Source organism: Actinomadura darangshiensis (assembly GCF_004349235.1).
Lineage (GTDB): Bacteria > Actinomycetota > Actinomycetes > Streptosporangiales > Streptosporangiaceae > Spirillospora > Spirillospora darangshiensis.
Window position 1 is genome coordinate 1 of record NZ_SMKY01000069.1, and the last position, 16,873, is coordinate 16,873.

A 16,873-nucleotide genomic window follows, 5' to 3' on the forward strand; every position below is an offset into this window, starting at 1 on the left:
GGCGCTGGTGGCCGACCGGCGGGCCAGGGCCGCGGACGTGCTCCGCGCCGCGGGCGGCGAGCCCCTCGGCAGCGGGCCGGGGGAGAAGTGGGAGCACGGCCGATTCAACGCCCCCTACCTGCGCGACTCGCTGCTGGACGTGGGCGCGTTCGTGGAGACGCTGGAGACCGCGGCGTTCTGGTCGGACGTCCCCGCGCTGTACGAGGCCGTCCGGCAGGCCCTCATCGGGACCCTGGCGAGCGCGGGGACGCCGCCGCTCGTGATGTGCCACGTCTCGCACACCTACCCGTCCGGTGCGTCCCTGTACTTCACCGTCGTGTCCGCGCAGGGCGAGGACCCGGTCGAGCACTGGGGCGGGGCCAAACGCGCGGCGAACGACGCGATCCTCGGCGCGGGCGGGACGATCAGCCACCACCACGGCGTGGGCACCGACCACCGCGACTGGTACGCCCGCGAGATCGGGCCGCTGGGCGCGGCCGTGCTCCGCGCCGTCAAGGACCGGCTCGATCCGGCCGGCATCCTCAACCCGGGCGTCCTGGTGGCCCCGGAACGGACGGAGTGACCGTCATGCGCGCGTTCACCGCGATCGTCAACCCGGCGGCGGGCGGGTCCGCGTCCGCCTCGTGCATGATGCCGCTGGGCCGGCTGCTGCGCGACGCGGGCGCCGAGGTCGACGTCGAGTACAGCCGCGGGATGGAGCACGCCGCCGCCGTCGCGCGCGGCGCCGCCGAGGCCGGGCGCGTGGCCCTCGGCGTCGGCGGGGACGGCATGGTCGGCTGCGTCGGCGGGGCCCTGGCCGGGACGGGTGCGGTCTTCGGCATCGTGCCGGCCGGGCGGGGCAACGACTTCGCGCGGCAGCTCGGCGTCCCGTCCGACGCCGGGCTGCTCGCCCCGCTGCTGCTGGAGGGCGAGCCCCGCGCGGTGGACGCCATCGACGCCAACGGGACGGCCGTCCTCGGCAGCGTCTACGCGGGCGTGGACGCGGTCGCCAACGACAACGCCAACCGGACGCGGCTGCTGCGCGGGTCCGCCGCCTACTACGTCGGGGCGCTGCGCGCGATCGTCTCCTGGCGGCCCGCCGACTACGTGATCACCGTTGACGGCGCGGAGCACCGGCGGGAGGGCTACACGGTCGTCGCCGCCAACTCCGGCTACTACGGCTTCGGCAAGCACATCGCCCCCGACGCGCGCGTCGACGACGGGCTGCTCGACGTCGTCCTGATCCGGAAGGCCCCGAAGACGCTGTTCTTCTCCGTCATGCGGGAGCTGGAGAGCGGCACCCACGTCCGGCGGCCGGAGGTGGAGGTCATGCGCGGCCGGGAGGTCCGCATCGAGCTCGCGGGCACCGGCAGGACGCTCCCGTACGGCGCGGACGGCGAGCTGCCCGGCGTCCTCCCCGTCACCGCCAAAGTGCTGCCCGGCGCCCTCCGGGTCCTGGCCCCCTGACCTGCGGATTACGGGGACCCGCCGAGGTTTGGCCCGGTCGTTTGGGACGGTTTACGCCCCCATTACGGCCCTCCGGCTAACGTCGTTTACGTCCCGCTTTCGGGACCTAGGGGCCGTCTGTGGAGTCATCATGGGAGGCGTACGCACCGCGTCGCCGTTCTGGGGGGACTCATGATGACCGCGGGCGCCCTCGCCGTGGTGGCGCCGGTGTCCCTGGGGGTGGCGCCGGCGTCCACCACGCCCAGCTGATCCGCGCGCATCACGAAGTGGTGCGCGCGAAGCGTGTCGCTTGACGCCGCGATCACCTCCGGACAGGCTGTGAGGACCCCCTCACCCCCTGGCCGGAGGCGTTCTGTGTGTGCCGAGGTTTCCCCCGGACCCGACAACTCGCGGACGTCCGAGGCGGGCGCCGGATGGGTCTGCCAGAGGCCCGGCACGTTCAACGACCTGCTGCCCGAGCGCGTCGCCGGCTTCTCCTGGCGCCGCCCGTCGGTGCTGTGGCGGTCGCGCAACGACGTGATCGCGCGGCTGTTCGGCGACCCCGTGGACGCGATCCGGCGCCGCTGCGTCGCCGCCCTGCGCGAGCGCGGCACGCCGGCCGCGTTCACCGTGCACCGTTCGGCGGCGGAGTTCTCGTTCGCGCTGCTCGGCGACACCGGTGAGGGCGACCGATCGCAGTACGCGGTGGTCCCGCCGCTGCTGCACGCCGCCGCCGGCACCGACTTCATGATCATCGCCAGCGACGTGATCTACCCGACCGGGGACGCGGGGGAGTACCCCGAGAAGTTCTTCCGCCCCTACCGGGACTACCCGGCCCCCATCTACGCCGTGCCCGGCAACCACGACTGGTACGACGGCCTGCGCGGGTTCCTTCACGTCTTCTGCGACCTGGACGCGGACTGCTCGCCGCCGCCGTGGCGCGGCGCGCTCTCCTTCCTGCCGCGCCTGCTCTGGCGCCACTCCGGCGAGGTCGACCGGCGCGCGCTCGCGGAGGCCCGCGGGCTGTACCGGGGCGCGCCCGGCCAGCAGGGCGGGCAGCCGGGGCCGTACTGGGCGATCGACACCCCCGCGCTGCGCGTCATCGGTATCGACACCGGGATCACCGGCGTCCTCGACCGCGACCAGGGCCGCTGGCTGCGCGAGGTGTCCGGGGGGCCGAAACCCAAGCTGCTGGTGACCGGAAAACCCCTGTACGTGGACGACGATCACCGCCCCGGGCCGATCCGGGGCGGCGGGACGGTCGACGAGATCGTCCAGGACCCGGCGCACAACTTCGTGGCCGCGATCGGCGGCGACATCCACAACTACCAGCGCTACCCGAAGCGGACCGGGGACGACCGGACGATCCAGTACATCGTCTCCGGCGGCGGCGGCGCGTTCATGCACGCGACCCACACCATCCCGCGCACGCGGGTCGTGGCGGAGGACGAGTTCCGCTGCTACCCGCTGCGCGGCGACTCCCTCTCCCGCTACAGCAAGCTGTACGGCCGGTGGCTGCGGCTCCCGAAGCTCTTCGAGCTGACCCCGGAGGAGGCCACCGCCGCCGTCCGGCACCGGCTCGACATCAAACCGGGACGCGGCTACGACGGGCCTGAGCCGTCCCGCCGCGCGCGTTTCGTCGCGGCCGTCCTCGGCGTCCCCCGCGACGGCCGCCGCCGCCCACGCTTCCTGCGGTTCCCCGTGCACAGGGTGCCGCAGCGGTTCCGCTCGGAACTCGCCGACTGGGACCGGCCGCCGTTCTTCAAGAGCTTCCTGCGCCTGGACGTCACGGAGTCGCAGCTCCGCATCCGTTGCTATGCGGCGACGGGCTGCGGCGACCACGAGACGGCACCGCCGTGCGAGGACGAGGTGACGATTCCGTTGCGATAGTGCCTCGGCAACGTGAATTCACCACTATTGAGTGGAAAGTCGTTGATCTTCCCCCACGGGGTGCACTCCTACCGTTACAGTCGTGTGCTCACCAGCCCGGTGAACGGTAACGGACGGTCGGCCGGAAAACGACCGCGTCCTTCAGGAGCTTCTCAATGAGTTACCCCCAGCAGGGGCAGGGCCACCACCCTCAGCAGCAGCAACAGCAGCAGGGGTACCAGGGCGGCTACGCGCCCGCCCCCGTCCAGCAGCAGCAGGCGCCCGCCGCCCGCGGCGCCGGCGCCAACATGAAGCGCCGCAACCCGATCGGCGCCTGGCTCGGCCTGCCGATGATCACGTTCGGCATCTACGGCCTCGTCTGGTTCTTCAAGGTCCACAACGAGCTGCACGAGTACGACCGCCGCATCGACAACGCCGCGACCAACGCGCTGCTGTCCATGCTGTTCGGCGGCATCACCCTCGGCATCTGGCCCCTCGTGATGTGGGTCAAGCTCGGCGGCCGCATCGCCGAGGCCCAGCGCGCCGCCGGCCTGCAGCCCAGCTGCAGCGGCGGCATGGGCTTCCTGCTCGGCATCCTCGGCTTCGGCGTGCTGTACTACCAGCTCCAGCTCAACAAGATCGTCGACCGCTACGGCGACACCCCCGCGGGCCAGCAGGTCTCCCTGGTGGCGTGACTCATTGCATTTCTCTCCTCCTTCGGGCCTTGAAGGCCCTCCATCGTCGAGAAATGCGCGCGATCGCTGCATCGCTCCGGCTCGCCTAGCGGCTCGCTGCGCGATCAGGTTTCTCGCAGGCTCGAAACCTGCCTTCGGACGCGATCGCAGCGGCTGAGGTCGATGGCGGCTGAGGTTCAAACGCAAAACGCTGGATGACCAGCGGGCCGCGGCCCTGGCCTGCTGAATGAGATCGCATAAGGCCCCTCCGGGCGTACGGCTCCCGGAGGGGCCTTTGCGTGCTCGGTTCTGTCGGTGGGTGGAGCGACAATGGGGCCGTGAGGATCGCGGTGGCCGCTGGACCCGGGGGCGGGGGAGTGCTGCGGGTGCTCGCCGAGGACGGGACGCCTGCCGAGGAGGTCCTGGACGTCTCCGACCTGGTCGCGTCGATCGCTGAGCGGGAGCGGGCCGACTCGCCGCGGTGGGTGTGGGCGTCCACGGCGCGGCTCTACCCCCGGCTGCTCGGCGCGGGTGTGCGGGTCGCCCGCTGCCATGACCTTGAGCTGGTCGAGAGCCTGCTGCTCGGCCATGCCGGACGGTACGGGGAGCCGCGTTCGGTTCCGGCGGCCTGGGCGCGGCTGCGCGGCGAGCCGGTGCCGGCCGACCGTCCGCCGCCCCAGGAGGAGACCGCGCAGGCGTCGCTGTTCGACGACGACACCCGCGACCGGGACGAGCCCGCCGACGACATCGGCCAGATCGTCGCGGTGCACGCCGAGCAGCAGCGGGCCGCCGCGAAGCTGGACGGGTTCGCGCTCCTGGCCGCGGCGGAGTCGGTGGGGTCACTGGTGGCCGCCGAGATGAGCCACGACGGGCTGCCCTGGTCGGCCGGCGAGCATGACGCGCTCCTCACCGAACTGCTGGGGCCGCGTCCCTCGGGAGGTCTCCGGCCGCGCCGGCTGCAGGACCTCGCCGACCGGATCAGCGCCGCCTTCGGCGGCCGTGTGCACGTCAACCCCGATTCTCCGGCGCAGATCCTCAAGGCGTTCGCGGCGGCGGGGCTGCCGGTGCCGTCCACGCGTGCGCACGTGCTCAAGCAGCTCGACCACCCGGCCGTCCCGCTGCTGCTGGAGTACAAGGAGCTCGCGCGCGTGCACGCGGCGCACGGCTGGACGTGGCTCGACACGTGGGTGAGCGGCGGCCGGTTCCGTCCCGAGTACGTGGTCGGCGGCGTGGTGTCGGGGCGGTGGGCGACGAGCGGCGGCGGCGCGCTGCAGATCCCGCGCGTCCTGCGCAAGGCCGTCGTCGCCGACCCGGGCTGGGCGCTGGTCGTCGCCGACGCGGCGCAGCTCGAACCGCGGGTGCTGGCGGCCCTGGCCGGCGACCGCGCGTTCACCGAGGCCGCCGCGCACGGCGACCTCTACGCGGCGCTCTCCGACGCCTTCCACGACGACGGCGACGGCAGGAGCGCGCGCGACAAGGCCAAGATCGCGCTGCTGTCCGCCATGTACGGGGGCGGGACGGGGGAGGCGGTGCAGCTCCTCGGCATCCTCAAGAGCCGGTTCCCGGAGGCGTTCGAGTACGTGGAGGCCGCCGCGCGGGCGGGGGAGCGCGGCCGGCTCGTCCGGTCCCGGCTCGGCCGCACCTGCCCGCCGCCGTCGGCCGGCTGGCGCGAGCTGACCTCGGCCGGCGACGACACCGCACCGGACGCCCGGCAGGGTACGGCGGCCCAGGCGCTGCGCAGCCGCGGCCGGTTCACCCGCAACTTCGTCGTCCAGGCCACCGCCGCCGACTGGGCGCTCGCCCTCCTCGGCTCCCTGCGCCGCCGCCTCACCCCGCTGGACGCCCCGCGGCTGGTGTTCTTCCAGCACGACGAGGTCATCGTGCACACCCCCGCCGAGCTGGCCGGGGAGGTCACCGAGGCCGTCCACGCCGCGGCGCTGGAGGCCCGCCGCCTCCTGTTCGGTGACACCCCCGTCGTGTTCCCCATGGAGATCGCGGTCGTGGACCGCTACGCCGACGCCAAGTGAGCGGCCAGCGCGCGGACCGTGTTGGCGGCGGCGAACGCGTGCCCCCGGGCGTTGAGGTGCAGCTGGTCGCCGCTGTAGATGCCGGGGTCGGCGGCGACCGGATGCCCGCGCGGGTTGTCGACGTGGCAGGCCCCGTGCTCCGCGGCGACCTCGGCCGTCAGGGCGGCCAGCCGCCGCGTCCGCGCCGACATGACCTCGTGGTATCGGGCGGCGCCGAGCGGAGCTCGTCCTTTGATTGGTGGTGGGTGGGGGCTGGAGGACGGGCTCAGGCCGGCGGCGGTGATGTCGAGCAGGCCGATGGTGACGACGTCGGCGCCGGCGGCGCGGAACGCGGAGACCATCGAGGCCAGCTCGCGGCGCACCTCGTCCTCGTCGAAGTGCGGGCGGAGCATGTCGTTGCCGCCGGCCACCACGAACGCCAGGTCGGGGCCGAACTCCAGCGCGGGCCGCAGCTGCCCGGCCGCGACCTCGGCGGCGACGAGGCCGCGCCGGCCGAGGTTCAGCGCGGTGAACCCGGGGGTCGCCGCGCGCAGCGCCTCCTCGACGCGGTCGGTCCACGACAGGTCGCGGTATCCGGGGACCGGCTCGCGGACGCCCTCCGCGACGCTGTCGCCGATCGTCACCATCCGCGTCCAGGAGGCGTCCGCGAGGAGCGCGGCGGCGTCGGCGGCGGGCAGGACGGACGGGTCCGTCCACTCCGACAGGATCGTCTCGGTCATGGTCTCTCTCCTTTACGGTTTCGCCGGCCGGACGGTGAGGAGCAGCCCCGCGAGGGCCGCGCCGGCGGCGGCGAGTGTGCAGAACAGGTAGACGGCGGTGTAGTCGTCGTGCGCCGCCGGGACGGGCAGGAGCGCGGCGAGCGCGGCGATGCCGAGCGCGCCGCCGAGTTGCCGCGCCGTGGTGTTGAGCCCGGTCGCGCCGGCGAACCGCAGCGGGCCCGCGGAGAGCGCGGCGGCGGAGGCGGTGCCGGTGGTGACCATCCCCATGCCCGTCCCGACCAGGAGCCCGACGGGCAGCCAGAACGTCAGGAAGTGCGGCTCGGCGGGCAGCGAGGCGATCGTCCAGGCGCCCGCCGCGACCATGATCAGCGCGCCGCCCGCCACCGCGGGACGGACGCCGAGCCGGCCGGTGAGGCGGCCCGTCCCGATCGCCGCGACGGTCGCGGTCAGCGCGCCCGGCGTCGAGGCGAAGCCCGCCTTGAGGATCGAGTAGTGCCACTGCCCGGTCAGGTACAGCACGCCGACGAGCAGCCACGAGTAGAGCGCCGTCCCGTACAGGAACGAGGCGGCGTTGGCGATGGCGAACCGCCGGTCGCGCCACAGCGAGATCTCCAGCGCGGGCACCGGGTGCCGCGCCGACCGCCACAGCGCCAGGGCGATCAGGACGGCGCCGCCGAGCAGTAGCGCGAGGGTCCGGGCGTCGATCCAGGCCCAGTCCCGCGTCTGCGTCACGCCGAGCGCGACGCCGCCCACCCCGGCGCCGAGCAGGATCGTCCCGGCGAGGTCGGGCAGCCGCCCGCCGGCGCCCTCCGCGCGCGGCAGGCGCAGCCCGCCGAGCAGCATCGCCAGCCCGAACGGCACGTTGATGATGAACAGGGCCCGCCAGCCGGACAGGTCGACCAGGACCCCGCCCAGGCTGGGGCCGATGGCGGCGGCGAAGGCGCCGGCGGCGCTCCACAGCCCGATGCTGCGCGCGCGCCGCTCGGGCGGTGCGTCGTGCAGCAGCAGCGCGAGGGACGCGGGGATCAGCGCGGCCGCGGCGGCGCCTTGGAAGGCGCGGGTCGCGAGCAGGACGGGCACGTTCGGCGCGGCCGCGCAGGCGGCGGAGGCGAGCGTGAACAGCCCGGTGCCCCACAGGTACAGCGACCGCCGCCCGACCAGGTCGGCGAGCCGCCCGGCGGGCGCCAGCAGCGCCGCGAACAGCACCGCGTACAGGGTGATCACCCAGGTGAGACCGGACAGCGAGGTGCCCGGGAAGTCGGCGTGCAGGTCGGCGACGGCCAGGTTGGCGACGGTGGCGTCGAGCATGGCCAGGAACGTCGCCCCGGCCGCCAGCCAGGGCACGTCCCGCCGCGCGCCGGCCGCGAGGGGCGGCGCCGCGGTGGTGTCGGCGGTCATGGAACCTCCAGAAAAATAAACGAACGTTCGTACAATCTTCTCTCGCGAGCGCCCGCGTCAAGGGATTCGGCGCTTTGACTTTGTACGAACGGTCGTGCAGATTAGAGCGCGTGAGCATCGACGGACGGGTCCTCAAGGGAGAGCACACGCGCAACGCCATCCTGTGCCGCGCCGCCGACATCGCCTCGGCGGAGGGCCTGGAAGGGCTGTCGATCGGCCGGCTCGCCACCGAGCTCCAGATCAGCAAGAGCGGCGTGTTCACGCACTTCGGCTCCAAGGAGGAACTGCAGCTCGCGACCGTCCGCAAGGCGGTCGAGGTGTTCCGCGAGCACGTGGTCGCGCCCGCCCTCGCCGTCCCCGAGGGGCTCGGCCGCGTCCGCGCCCTCCTGGACGCCTGGCAGCGCTACCAGCGCGAGCCGGTCTTCCCCGGCGGGTGCTTCTTCCACTCCACGACGGCCGAGTTCGACGCCCGCCCCGGCCGCGTCCGCGACGCCGTCGCCGCGTCGCAGCGCGACTGGCGGGCCTTCATGGAGCGCTGCCTCCGCCAGGCGCGGGACCTCGACGAGATCGACGCGTCCGCCGACCTCGCCCAGCTCGCCTTCGAGCTGGACGCCGTCTGCCAGGCGGGCGCCGCCGACGCCCTCCTGCACGGCGACCCGTCCTTCTACGACCGCGCCGCGACGGCCATGAACACCCGGCTGGGCGCCGTCACCCTGCCGAGTACGAAGGACGGGAGTTGAGGGCCGCGGCGTCGGAGAACGAGGTCCGCTGGTAGGCGCCGGTCATCGCGGTCAGCTCCGCGGCCGTCAGGACGTCCTCGATCGACGCGAACCCGTCCGGGGCCCGCTCGCCGACCAGCCGCAGGATGCGCTCGGCGGGCATCTCCCGGCACGCCAGCACGACGGCGTTGGCCGCCTCGCGGCGCGCCTCCTCGTAGCGGAGCAGCCCGTCCGCCGGATCGGCCGCCCTGGCCAGCTCCCAGGCCAGGACCCGGGCGTCGAGGACGGCCTGGGAGCCGCCGTTGGACCCGATCGGGTACATCGGATGCGCGGCGTCGCCGAGCAGGGTGACGCGGCCGGACGTCCAGCGGTCGACGGGGTCCCGGTCGACCATCGGGTACTCGAGGATCTCCGCGGAGCCGGCGAGCATCGCCGGGATGTCGAGCCAGCCGAACGTCCAGTCCGCGAAGTGGGGGAGGACGTCGCCGAGCCGGCCGGCCCGGTTCCAGTCGGCGGCGCGGTCGAGCCGGTCGCCCGGGAGCTTGACCTCCGCGACCCAGTTCAGCAGCGCCCTGCCCTGCCGCTCTGCGCGCATGGAGATCGGGTAGACGACCATCTTGGCCGCGGAGTTGGTGCCCGCGACGGCCAGCGACCGCCCGGTCAGGAACGGCTCCCCCTCGGTGAGGCCGCGCCACATCCGGATGCCGTTCCACAGCGGCGCGCCCTCGTCCGGGTACAGCTGCGCCCGGACGGTGGAGTGCAGGCCGTCCGCCCCCACCAGCACGTCCGCCGCGACGGTCTCGGCGGTGCCGGCCGCCCGGTCGGTGAGCCGCGCGCGCACCGCGCCGCCGTCCTGCTCGAAGCCCTCGCACTGGGTGCCCGTGCGGACGGCGTCCTTGCCGAGCCGCCTGCGGACGGCGTCGAGCAGCGCCATCTGCAGCTCGCCGCGGTGGATCGAGTACTGCGGCCAGTCGTAGCCGAGCGCGCGGCCCCGCGGATCCGCCCAGATCCGGCCGCCGTACCGGTCGAAGTGCACCATCTCGGCGGTGGGGATTCCGAGCCCGGCCAGCTCGTCCCCGAGTCCGAGCTCGGTGAGCTCCCGGACGGCGTGCGGAAGCAGGTTGATGCCGACACCGAGCGGCCGCAGCCGGGCGGCGGCGTCGACGACGAGCGTGTCGACGCCGGCCTCGTGCAGGCTCAGCGCGGCCGTGAGCCCGCCGATCCCGGCCCCCACGATGAGTACACGCATGAATCGCCCCCTCGTCGGTACCGAGCGGGCGGCGGCGTCGGATTCGGCTCCCGCCCGGCCGGCCGCGGTCCCGCGTGCCCCGTGCCTACTTGTCCAGCGTAGGCGCGGTCCCGGCGGGCGCCGCGCCCGGCACCCTCGCGCCGCCGCGGACCAGCCGTCCGACCTCGGCCCGCATCCGGACGAACTCCGGCAGCCCCCGCGTCTCGATCTGGTCGCGCGCGTCCGGCAGCTCGACGGGCAGGTCGGCGTGCACGCGGGCGGGTGCCCGGTTCAGCACCACGACCCGGTCGCCGACGTAGACGCTCTCGTCGATGTCGTGGGTGACCAGCAGGATCGTGATCTTCTCGCTGCGGTGCACCCGCAGGACGAGGTCCTCCAGGTCCTCCCGGGTCTGCGCGTCGACGGACCCGAACGGCTCGTCCATCAGCATCAGCGACGGGCGGTACGCCAGGGCCCGCGCGATCGACACGCGCTGCTGCATGCCGCCGGACAGCTGCCACGGGTATTTGCGCCCGGCGTCCGGCAGCCCCACCGACTCCAGCGCCTTCAGCGCGGCGGCGCGCCGCTCCGCGCGGCCCATCCCGCGCCGCCGCAGCGGCAGCGCCACGTTGTCACGGACGGTCAGCCAGGGGAACAGTGACCGGCTGTAGTCCTGGAAGACCACGGCGAGGTCGTCGGGCACGCCGTTGATGGGCGCGCCGTTCAGGCTGATCGTCCCGCTGGTCGGGCGGATCAGCCCGGCGATGCAGCGCAGCAGCGTGGACTTGCCGCAGCCGGACGGCCCGACGATGCTGAGCAGCTCGCCGTCGGGGACGGTGAGGTCGAGGCCGTCGAGCGCCAGGTGCCCGTCGGCGTAGGAATGGTTGAGGCCGGTTATCTGAAGCATCACTGGGCCTTTTCTGTGTACATGTCCTGATGAGGTTCGTAGAAATGTCGGGGCGGCGTCAACTCTCCAGCCGCTGGGCACCGGTGTGCCAGGCGAGCAGGCGCCGTTCCAGCAGGATGAAGACGGCGTTGAACAGGAAACCGAGGATGCCGAGCATCACGATCCCCGCCCACATCCGCGGCAGCTCGAAGGAGCGCTGCGCGCCGATGAGCTCGGAGCCGATCCCCGCGGTGCTGCCGAACAGCTCGGACAGGACCATGAGGATCAGCGCGAACGACAGCGCCACCCGCAGTCCCGCGAAGATCTTCGGCGCGGCCGCCGGGAGGATGACCGTCCCCAGCCGGCGCGCCGGGCCGACGCCGAACACGCGGGCCGTGTCCAGCTGCAGCGGGTCCACGGTGCGGACGCCGTCGGCGGTGTTGAGCAGCACCGGCCACACCACGCCGAACGCGATCGTGACGACCTGCATGGTCGCGCCGAGCTGGAACACCATGATGAAGAACGGCAGCAGCGTCGGCGGCGGCACCGCCCGCAGGAACTCCAGCACCGGGTTCAGCAGGTCGTTGAGGACCCGCGAGCGCCCGATCGCCGCGCCCACCGCGACGCCGGCGGCGCCCGCCGCGGCCCATCCGACGAACAGGTGGGTCAGGCTGGTGGAGAAGTCGTCCATCGCCTTGTCGGTGAGGAACAGGTGCGACGCGGGGCCGCTGAACCACAGCTCGTGCAGCGCCTCGGCGATCGTCGTGGGCGGCGGGAAGTAGGTCTCGTCCACCGCCCGCGTGACCAGCTCCCACAGGACGGCGGCGATGGCGACCAGCCAGGCCCGCTCGGCGAACCCGCGCGTGACCCGCAGGGCCCCGGTGCCCGGCCGCCGCCGCGCCGGGAGGATCGCCCGCGCCTGCGGGGTCGTCCCGCTCATACGGCCGCCTCCGCACGGGCGGTGTGCCAGCGGAACGCGACCCGCTCCAGGCCCAGCAGGCCGATGTTGGCGAGCAGGCCGAGCACGCCCGCCCAGCACGCGCCGGCCAGCAGCAGGTCGGCGCGGCCGCCGCCGGACTGGGTGTCGCTCAGGTAGATCCCCACCCCGTTGACCCCGCCGGCGAACAGCTCGGTGCTGATCACGACGATGAGGGCGACCGAGGCGGCGATCCGGACGCCGGTCGCGATGAACGGCGCGGCGCTCGGCAGCGACACCCGCCAGAGCACCGCCGGCGTCCCGAACCCGAAGGCGCGCAGGCTGTCCTTCGCCACCGGGTCGACGTCCCGGAGCGCGTACAGGGTGTTGATGAGGATCGGCCACAGGCAGGCGTAGAAGATCAGCGACATCTTCATCCGGGTGGGATCCGCGAACAGGATGATGGCGAGCGGGATCAGCGCGACCGACGGGATCGGGCGCAGCAGCTCCACGAGGGCCCGGGACGCGGTGCCGAGCAGCGGAACCGAGCCGAGCACCACGCCGAGCGGGACCGCCACGAGCACCGCCAGCGCGAGCCCGCCGAACCACGCCTGGAGCGTGGCCCCGACGTCCACCAGGAACTCCTGGTCCACCGCCAGCTTTCCCGCCTCCCGCAGGATGGTGGTCGCCGGGGGCAGCGCGGTCGCGTCGACGAGGCCCGTGCGGCTCAGGACCTCGATGACGGCGGCCACGCCGACCGCCCCGGCGGCACCGAGAACGATACGGCGGAGGTTCATGGAGTCGGCGCGATGAACGACTTGACGTCGATGGGCTTGTCCACGTACTTGAACTCGCTCATGAGGTCGGCCACGCGCTGGAGGGCGGCGGGATCGAGGGACGTCGGGTAGGTCCCCATGCTCATGGCCGAGGCGACCTTGGCGTCGATGCCCTTGGCGTAGGTCGGCAGGACCTGCTCGACCACCTTGCGGTCGGCGGCCATTCCCTGCGCCTTCGTCAGCGCCCGCTGGAACGCGGCGACCGTCTTCGGGTTGTCCTTGACGAACTTCTCGGTCGCGGCGTAGCCGGCGATCGGGAGGTCGGCGGTCTTCCCGGTGGCGAGGTCGGCGACCATCCGGGCGCCCATCGACTCCGCCATCTGGGTGCCGAACGGCTCGATCGCCTGGACGGCGTCCACGCTCTTGGACTTCAGGGCCTGCTCCATGGCGGGCGGCGCGACCTCGACGAAGCTCTTGTCCTCGTCGAACGTCACCCCCTGGGCGGTGCCGGCGGCGCGCACCAGCAGCGTGCTGATGTTCCGCTTGGTGTTGACGGCGATCTTCTTGCCGGCCAGGTCCTTGACCGTCCGGTACGGGGAGTCGCCGCGCACCATCAGGGTGTGGGTCTTGGACGCGCTCCGGAACCCCTCCGCGACGATCTTCGGCTTGAAGCCGGGGTCCTTGGTCCCGGCGGTGAACAGCGAGACGTAGTTGCCGAAGCTGAAGTCGAGCCGCCCGCTCTTCAGCAGCGGGATGCCGGCCGCGCCGCCCTGGATGACCTGCGTCTTCACGGTGAGGCCCTCGGCCTTGAACAGGCCCTTGCTGATCGCGAGCTGGACCGGTGCGGTGTCGGCGACGGTCATCGTGCCGAGGGTGATCTCGGACTCCTCCAGGCCGTTGGCGGACTTCTTGCCGCCGGAGTCGCCGCAGGCGGCGGAGGACAGCGCCAGCACGATGGCGAGCGCGCCGCCGAGCACGGCGCGGGGGTGGGGGACGGGCATGAGGATTCTCCAATGTTCCGGGGTGGATGGAGATCGCTAGGGGGTGGAGTCGTACATCGCCGCGTCGTCGGCCAGCACGCTGACGTCGAGGATGAACGGCCCGTCGTGGCCGAGCCCCTCGGCCAGCGCGGCGTCCAGGTCCGCGGCCCTCGTGACGGTCCGGCCGGGGCAGCCGAGGCCCTGGGCGAGCGTCACGAAGTCGATGCCGGGAAGGTCGGTGCCCGGGACCGACTCGAGATCGATCCGCCTGCCGAGCGCCTTGACCGCCCCGTAGCCCTTGTTGTTGAGGACGAGCACGGTCATCGGGACCCGCTGCTGGACGGCGGTCCACAGCGCCTGGACGGAGTACATGATCGAGCCGTCCCCGATGACGCAGACCACGCGCTCGCCGGATCCGGCGACCGCCCGCCCGACCGCCACCGGCAGGCCCCACCCGAGCGCGCCGCTGCCGGTGGTCAGGAAGCCCCCGGACCGGGTGGTCGGCAGCCGCGCGTGGAACAGGTCCCGGTAGCTCGGGCACTCCTCTACGATGACCGCGTCCTCCGGCATCCGCTCCCGCAGCGTCTCGATGACGAGGGCCGCGTCGAACGGGTCGGCGACCGGCGGCTTGGCGAGCCTGGCCAGGGGCTCGGGCAGCGGCCGGTCGGCCTTCTCGACGAGTTCGAGCAGCCCGGAAAGGCCCGCGTCGATCGTGGTGAGGACGCTGGTGCCGACCGGTGCCCACGCGGCCTGCGCGGGGTCGCAGTCGAGATGGAACAGCCGCGCGCCGTCCGGGATGAAACGGCCCTCGGAGTGCACGTGGTAGGTGAAGATCGGCGCCCCCAGGACGAGGATGACGTCGTGGCCCTCCAGCTGCGCCGCGACATGGTCCCGGACGGGCGGCAGGAACCCGCGGAACAGCGCGTGGTCCTCGGGGAACCCGGAACGCCCCGACAGCGGGCTGATCCACACCGGCGCGCCGATCCGCTCGGCCAGGCTCACCGCGCCGGGCAGGGCTCCCTCGTCGTCCACGCCGGGGCCCACGATGACGACCGGGTTCGCGGCCTCGTTCAGTGCTTCGGCCACCTCCCGGAGCGCGGCGGGGGAGGCGGCGAAGCCGGTCCGGAGCTCGCGGTGCGGGACCGGCTCGGCCGGCCGGTCCCAGTCGTCCTCGGGGACGGACAGGAACACCGGCCCGCGCGGCGGCGTCATGGCGACCCGGTAGGCCTCCGCCAGCGCGGCCGGCACGTCCTCGGCGCGCTCGGGCTGCCTGCTCCACTTGACGTACGGGCGGGGGAACAGCGCCGGCTCGTCGGCGCCGAGGAACGGGTGGGTCGGCAGCATCGCCCGGGACTGCTGGCCCGCGAGCACGACGACCGGCACCCGGTCGCGGTAGGCGTTGAAGACCGCACCGAGGGAGTGGCCCACGCCGCCGGCGGAGTGCAGGCTGACGAGGGTGGCGTTGCCGGTGCCGAGCGAGTGCCCGGCGGCGGCGGCGACCGCGACGGTCTCCTGCAGCGCCAGCACGTAGTCGAAGTCGTCCGGGAAGTCCCGGAACATCCGCAGCTCGGTGGACCCCGGGTTGCCGAAGACGGTGGTCATTCCCACGGTCCGGCAGAAGTCGAAGAACGCTTCCCGGACGGTGAGTTCGCTGGTCATGCGTTCGCCTTTCGCGCTCCGCGGTGCCGGGCGAGGACCCGCCGCTCCACCGCGAGGAGAATCGTGTTGAAGAGGTAGCCGAGGATGCCGAGCAGCACGATCACCGACCAGATGGTCGGCAGGTCGGACGTGCTCTTGGCGTTCGTCAGCTCGAAGCCGAGCCCGTCGGAGGTTCCGGGGAGCAGCTCGGAGAAGACCATCAGGATGAGCGACAGCGACAGCGCCAGCCGCAGTCCCGCGAAGATCTTCGGCAGCGCGGACGGGATGATGACGAGCCGCATGCGGTCGACCGCGGACAACCGGAACACCTTGGCCGTCTCCATCTGCAGGGAGTCGACGCTGCGCGCCCCGTCCGCGGTGTTGAGCAGGACCGGCCAGATGGCGCTGAAGATGATCGAGGCCACCTGCATCTGGGTGCCGAAGTCGAAGAGCACGATGAACACCGGCACCAGCGTGGGCGGCGGGATCACCCGGGCGAACTGGAGCAGCGGCTGGAGGAAGGCCAGCGCCTGCCGCGAGCGGCCGAGCGCCATGCCGAGGACGACGCCCACCACGACCGACAACGCCAGCGCGAGGAACATCCGGTAGAGGCTCGGCACGATCGTCTCGCCCGCGTCCGCGGTGAAGTACAGATGGCCGGGCGGCCCGGACAGCCACAGCTCGCGCATCCGCTGGGCGATCTCCGAGGGCGGCGGGAAGAACGGGCTGTCGGACACCCGTGTCGCGGCCTCCCAGAGGGCGATGAGGATCACCAGCGGCAGCAGGCGGTGCGCCAGGCCGCCGAGCAGCCGGCCGGCCGTGCCCGCGTTGCGGCGGGCCGGGCCCGCGGTCAGGGTCGCCGCAGTCACGATGCACCGCTCCCTTGCGCTCTGTGCCAGCGGAACACGCGGTTCTCACCCTGTCCCAGGACCGAGTCGATGACAAGGCCGAGGCAGCCGGCCCACACCGTCCCGGCGAGCACGTCGACGTTGCCGTCGGGGCCGTTGTTGGCCATGGCGATGAACATGCCGAGCCCGTCGCCGAAGCCGGAGAGGATCTCGGTGCCGACGGCGAGGATCAGCGCGATGGACGCGGCCAGCCGGACGCCGGTCGCGATGAACGGGGCGGCGCTCGGCAGCGAGACGCGGAGCAGGACCTGCAGCCGGCTGAAGCCGAAGCTGCGCAGTGTCTCCTTCGCCGTCGGGTCGACGTCGTCCAGTCCGTACATGGTGTTGAACAGGATGGGCCAGCTGGAGGCGTAGACGATGAGCGGCACCTCCATCTCGAGCCCGGAGCCGAGCAGCAGCGCGGCCAGCGGGATCAGCGCGACCGACGGGATCGGGCGCAGGAACTCCACGATGGCCCGGACGGCGGTGTTCACCGCCGGGACGCTGCCGAGCAGCAGCCCGAGCGGAACCGCGATCGCGACGGCGATCAGGAGCCCGAGCGCCCACGCGGTGAGGGTGACGCGCACGTCGCCCAGGAAGTCCGGGTCGCCGGCGAGCTCGAAGGCCCGGGCGGTGATGGTGGATGCGGGCGGCAGATAGGAACGGTCCACAATGCCGGCTCTGCCGAGGACTTCGCTTGCCAGGAACAGGACCGCCACCCCAGCGGCCCC

General features: G+C 73.1%; 16 protein-coding genes. 6 read left to right on the forward strand and 10 right to left on the reverse strand.

Annotation, left to right across the window (positions count from 1 at the left end; all coding sequences use genetic code 11):
• The 5 genes from E1293_RS17250 to E1293_RS17270 form a co-directional block, all read left to right on the forward strand.
• Positions 1-562: FAD-linked oxidase C-terminal domain-containing protein (locus E1293_RS17250; RefSeq protein ID WP_279473196.1), on the forward strand; the 562-nt coding region annotated here is incomplete at its 5' end.
• 5 nt (positions 563-567) lie between these two features.
• Complete coding sequence (locus tag E1293_RS17255) at positions 568-1,446, forward strand: diacylglycerol/lipid kinase family protein (protein ID WP_132198432.1); 879 nt, start codon at positions 568-570, stop codon at positions 1,444-1,446.
• A gap of 354 nt (positions 1,447-1,800) precedes the next feature.
• Positions 1,801-3,315, forward strand: a complete 1,515-nt coding sequence (locus E1293_RS17260; protein WP_132198433.1) for a metallophosphoesterase family protein — start codon at positions 1,801-1,803, stop codon at positions 3,313-3,315.
• Positions 3,316-3,470: 155 nt separating this feature from the next.
• The gene (locus tag E1293_RS17265) at positions 3,471-3,989 is read left to right on the forward strand and encodes a DUF4234 domain-containing protein (RefSeq protein ID WP_132198434.1); all 519 of its coding nucleotides are present in this window, start codon (positions 3,471-3,473) and stop codon (positions 3,987-3,989) included.
• A 317-nt stretch (positions 3,990-4,306) separates the two neighbouring features.
• The gene (locus E1293_RS17270) at positions 4,307-5,995 is read left to right on the forward strand and encodes a bifunctional 3'-5' exonuclease/DNA polymerase (protein ID WP_132198435.1); all 1,689 of its coding nucleotides are present in this window, start codon (positions 4,307-4,309) and stop codon (positions 5,993-5,995) included.
• On the opposite strand, the gene E1293_RS17275 is transcribed toward E1293_RS17270, so the two are convergent.
• Together E1293_RS17275 and E1293_RS17280 are read right to left on the reverse strand one after the other, a co-directional pair.
• Complete coding sequence (locus tag E1293_RS17275) at positions 5,977-6,714, reverse strand: SGNH/GDSL hydrolase family protein (protein ID WP_132198436.1); 738 nt, start codon at positions 6,712-6,714, stop codon at positions 5,977-5,979. The two genes, E1293_RS17270 and E1293_RS17275, sit on opposite strands and share 19 nt — an antisense overlap.
• 12 nt (positions 6,715-6,726) lie before the next feature.
• Positions 6,727-8,112 carry an MFS transporter gene (locus E1293_RS17280; RefSeq protein WP_132198437.1) on the reverse strand — a complete coding sequence of 462 codons (1,386 nt, stop codon included), beginning with the start codon at positions 8,110-8,112 and terminating at the stop codon, positions 6,727-6,729.
• Between the two features lie 110 nt (positions 8,113-8,222).
• Between E1293_RS17280 and E1293_RS17285 the strand changes: the two genes are divergently transcribed.
• Positions 8,223-8,852 carry a TetR/AcrR family transcriptional regulator gene (locus tag E1293_RS17285; protein ID WP_207938895.1) on the forward strand — a complete coding sequence of 210 codons (630 nt, stop codon included), beginning with the start codon at positions 8,223-8,225 and terminating at the stop codon, positions 8,850-8,852.
• Here E1293_RS17285 and E1293_RS17290 read toward each other — a convergent pair.
• The 8 genes from E1293_RS17290 to E1293_RS17325 all read right to left on the reverse strand — a co-directional run bounded on the left by E1293_RS17290 (position 8,821) and on the right by E1293_RS17325 (position 16,813).
• Entirely contained in the window at positions 8,821-10,080 is a 1,260-nt protein-coding gene (locus E1293_RS17290; protein WP_132198438.1) for a flavin-dependent oxidoreductase, read from the reverse strand. The genes E1293_RS17285 and E1293_RS17290 overlap by 32 nt on opposite strands.
• Positions 10,081-10,165: 85 nt before the next feature.
• On the reverse strand, positions 10,166-10,966 hold the full coding sequence (locus tag E1293_RS17295; protein ID WP_132198439.1) for an ABC transporter ATP-binding protein: 801 nt from the start codon (positions 10,964-10,966) through the stop codon (positions 10,166-10,168).
• Positions 10,967-11,024: 58 nt separating this feature from the next.
• Positions 11,025-11,885, reverse strand: coding sequence for an ABC transporter permease (locus tag E1293_RS17300; RefSeq protein ID WP_207938896.1), 861 nt, complete (start codon positions 11,883-11,885; stop codon positions 11,025-11,027).
• A complete protein-coding gene (locus E1293_RS17305; protein ID WP_132198440.1) occupies positions 11,882-12,658 on the reverse strand; it encodes an ABC transporter permease in 777 nt (258 codons plus the stop codon). Before E1293_RS17305 ends, E1293_RS17300 begins: the two co-directional genes overlap by 4 nt.
• Positions 12,655-13,638 (reverse strand): ABC transporter substrate-binding protein, encoded by a 984-nt coding sequence (locus E1293_RS17310; protein ID WP_132198441.1) that lies wholly within the window; start codon positions 13,636-13,638, stop codon positions 12,655-12,657. Before E1293_RS17310 ends, E1293_RS17305 begins: the two co-directional genes overlap by 4 nt.
• 36 nt (positions 13,639-13,674) lie before the next feature.
• Complete coding sequence (mdlC, locus tag E1293_RS17315) at positions 13,675-15,276, reverse strand: benzoylformate decarboxylase (protein WP_132198442.1); 1,602 nt, start codon at positions 15,274-15,276, stop codon at positions 13,675-13,677.
• A complete protein-coding gene (locus E1293_RS17320; RefSeq protein WP_243716285.1) occupies positions 15,273-16,124 on the reverse strand; it encodes an ABC transporter permease in 852 nt (283 codons plus the stop codon). The genes mdlC and E1293_RS17320 overlap by 4 nt, the downstream gene beginning before the upstream one ends.
• Positions 16,121-16,813 carry an ABC transporter permease gene (locus E1293_RS17325; RefSeq protein ID WP_243716286.1) on the reverse strand — a complete coding sequence of 231 codons (693 nt, stop codon included), beginning with the start codon at positions 16,811-16,813 and terminating at the stop codon, positions 16,121-16,123. The genes E1293_RS17320 and E1293_RS17325 overlap by 4 nt, the downstream gene beginning before the upstream one ends.
• Positions 16,814-16,873: the final 60 nt, after the last annotated feature.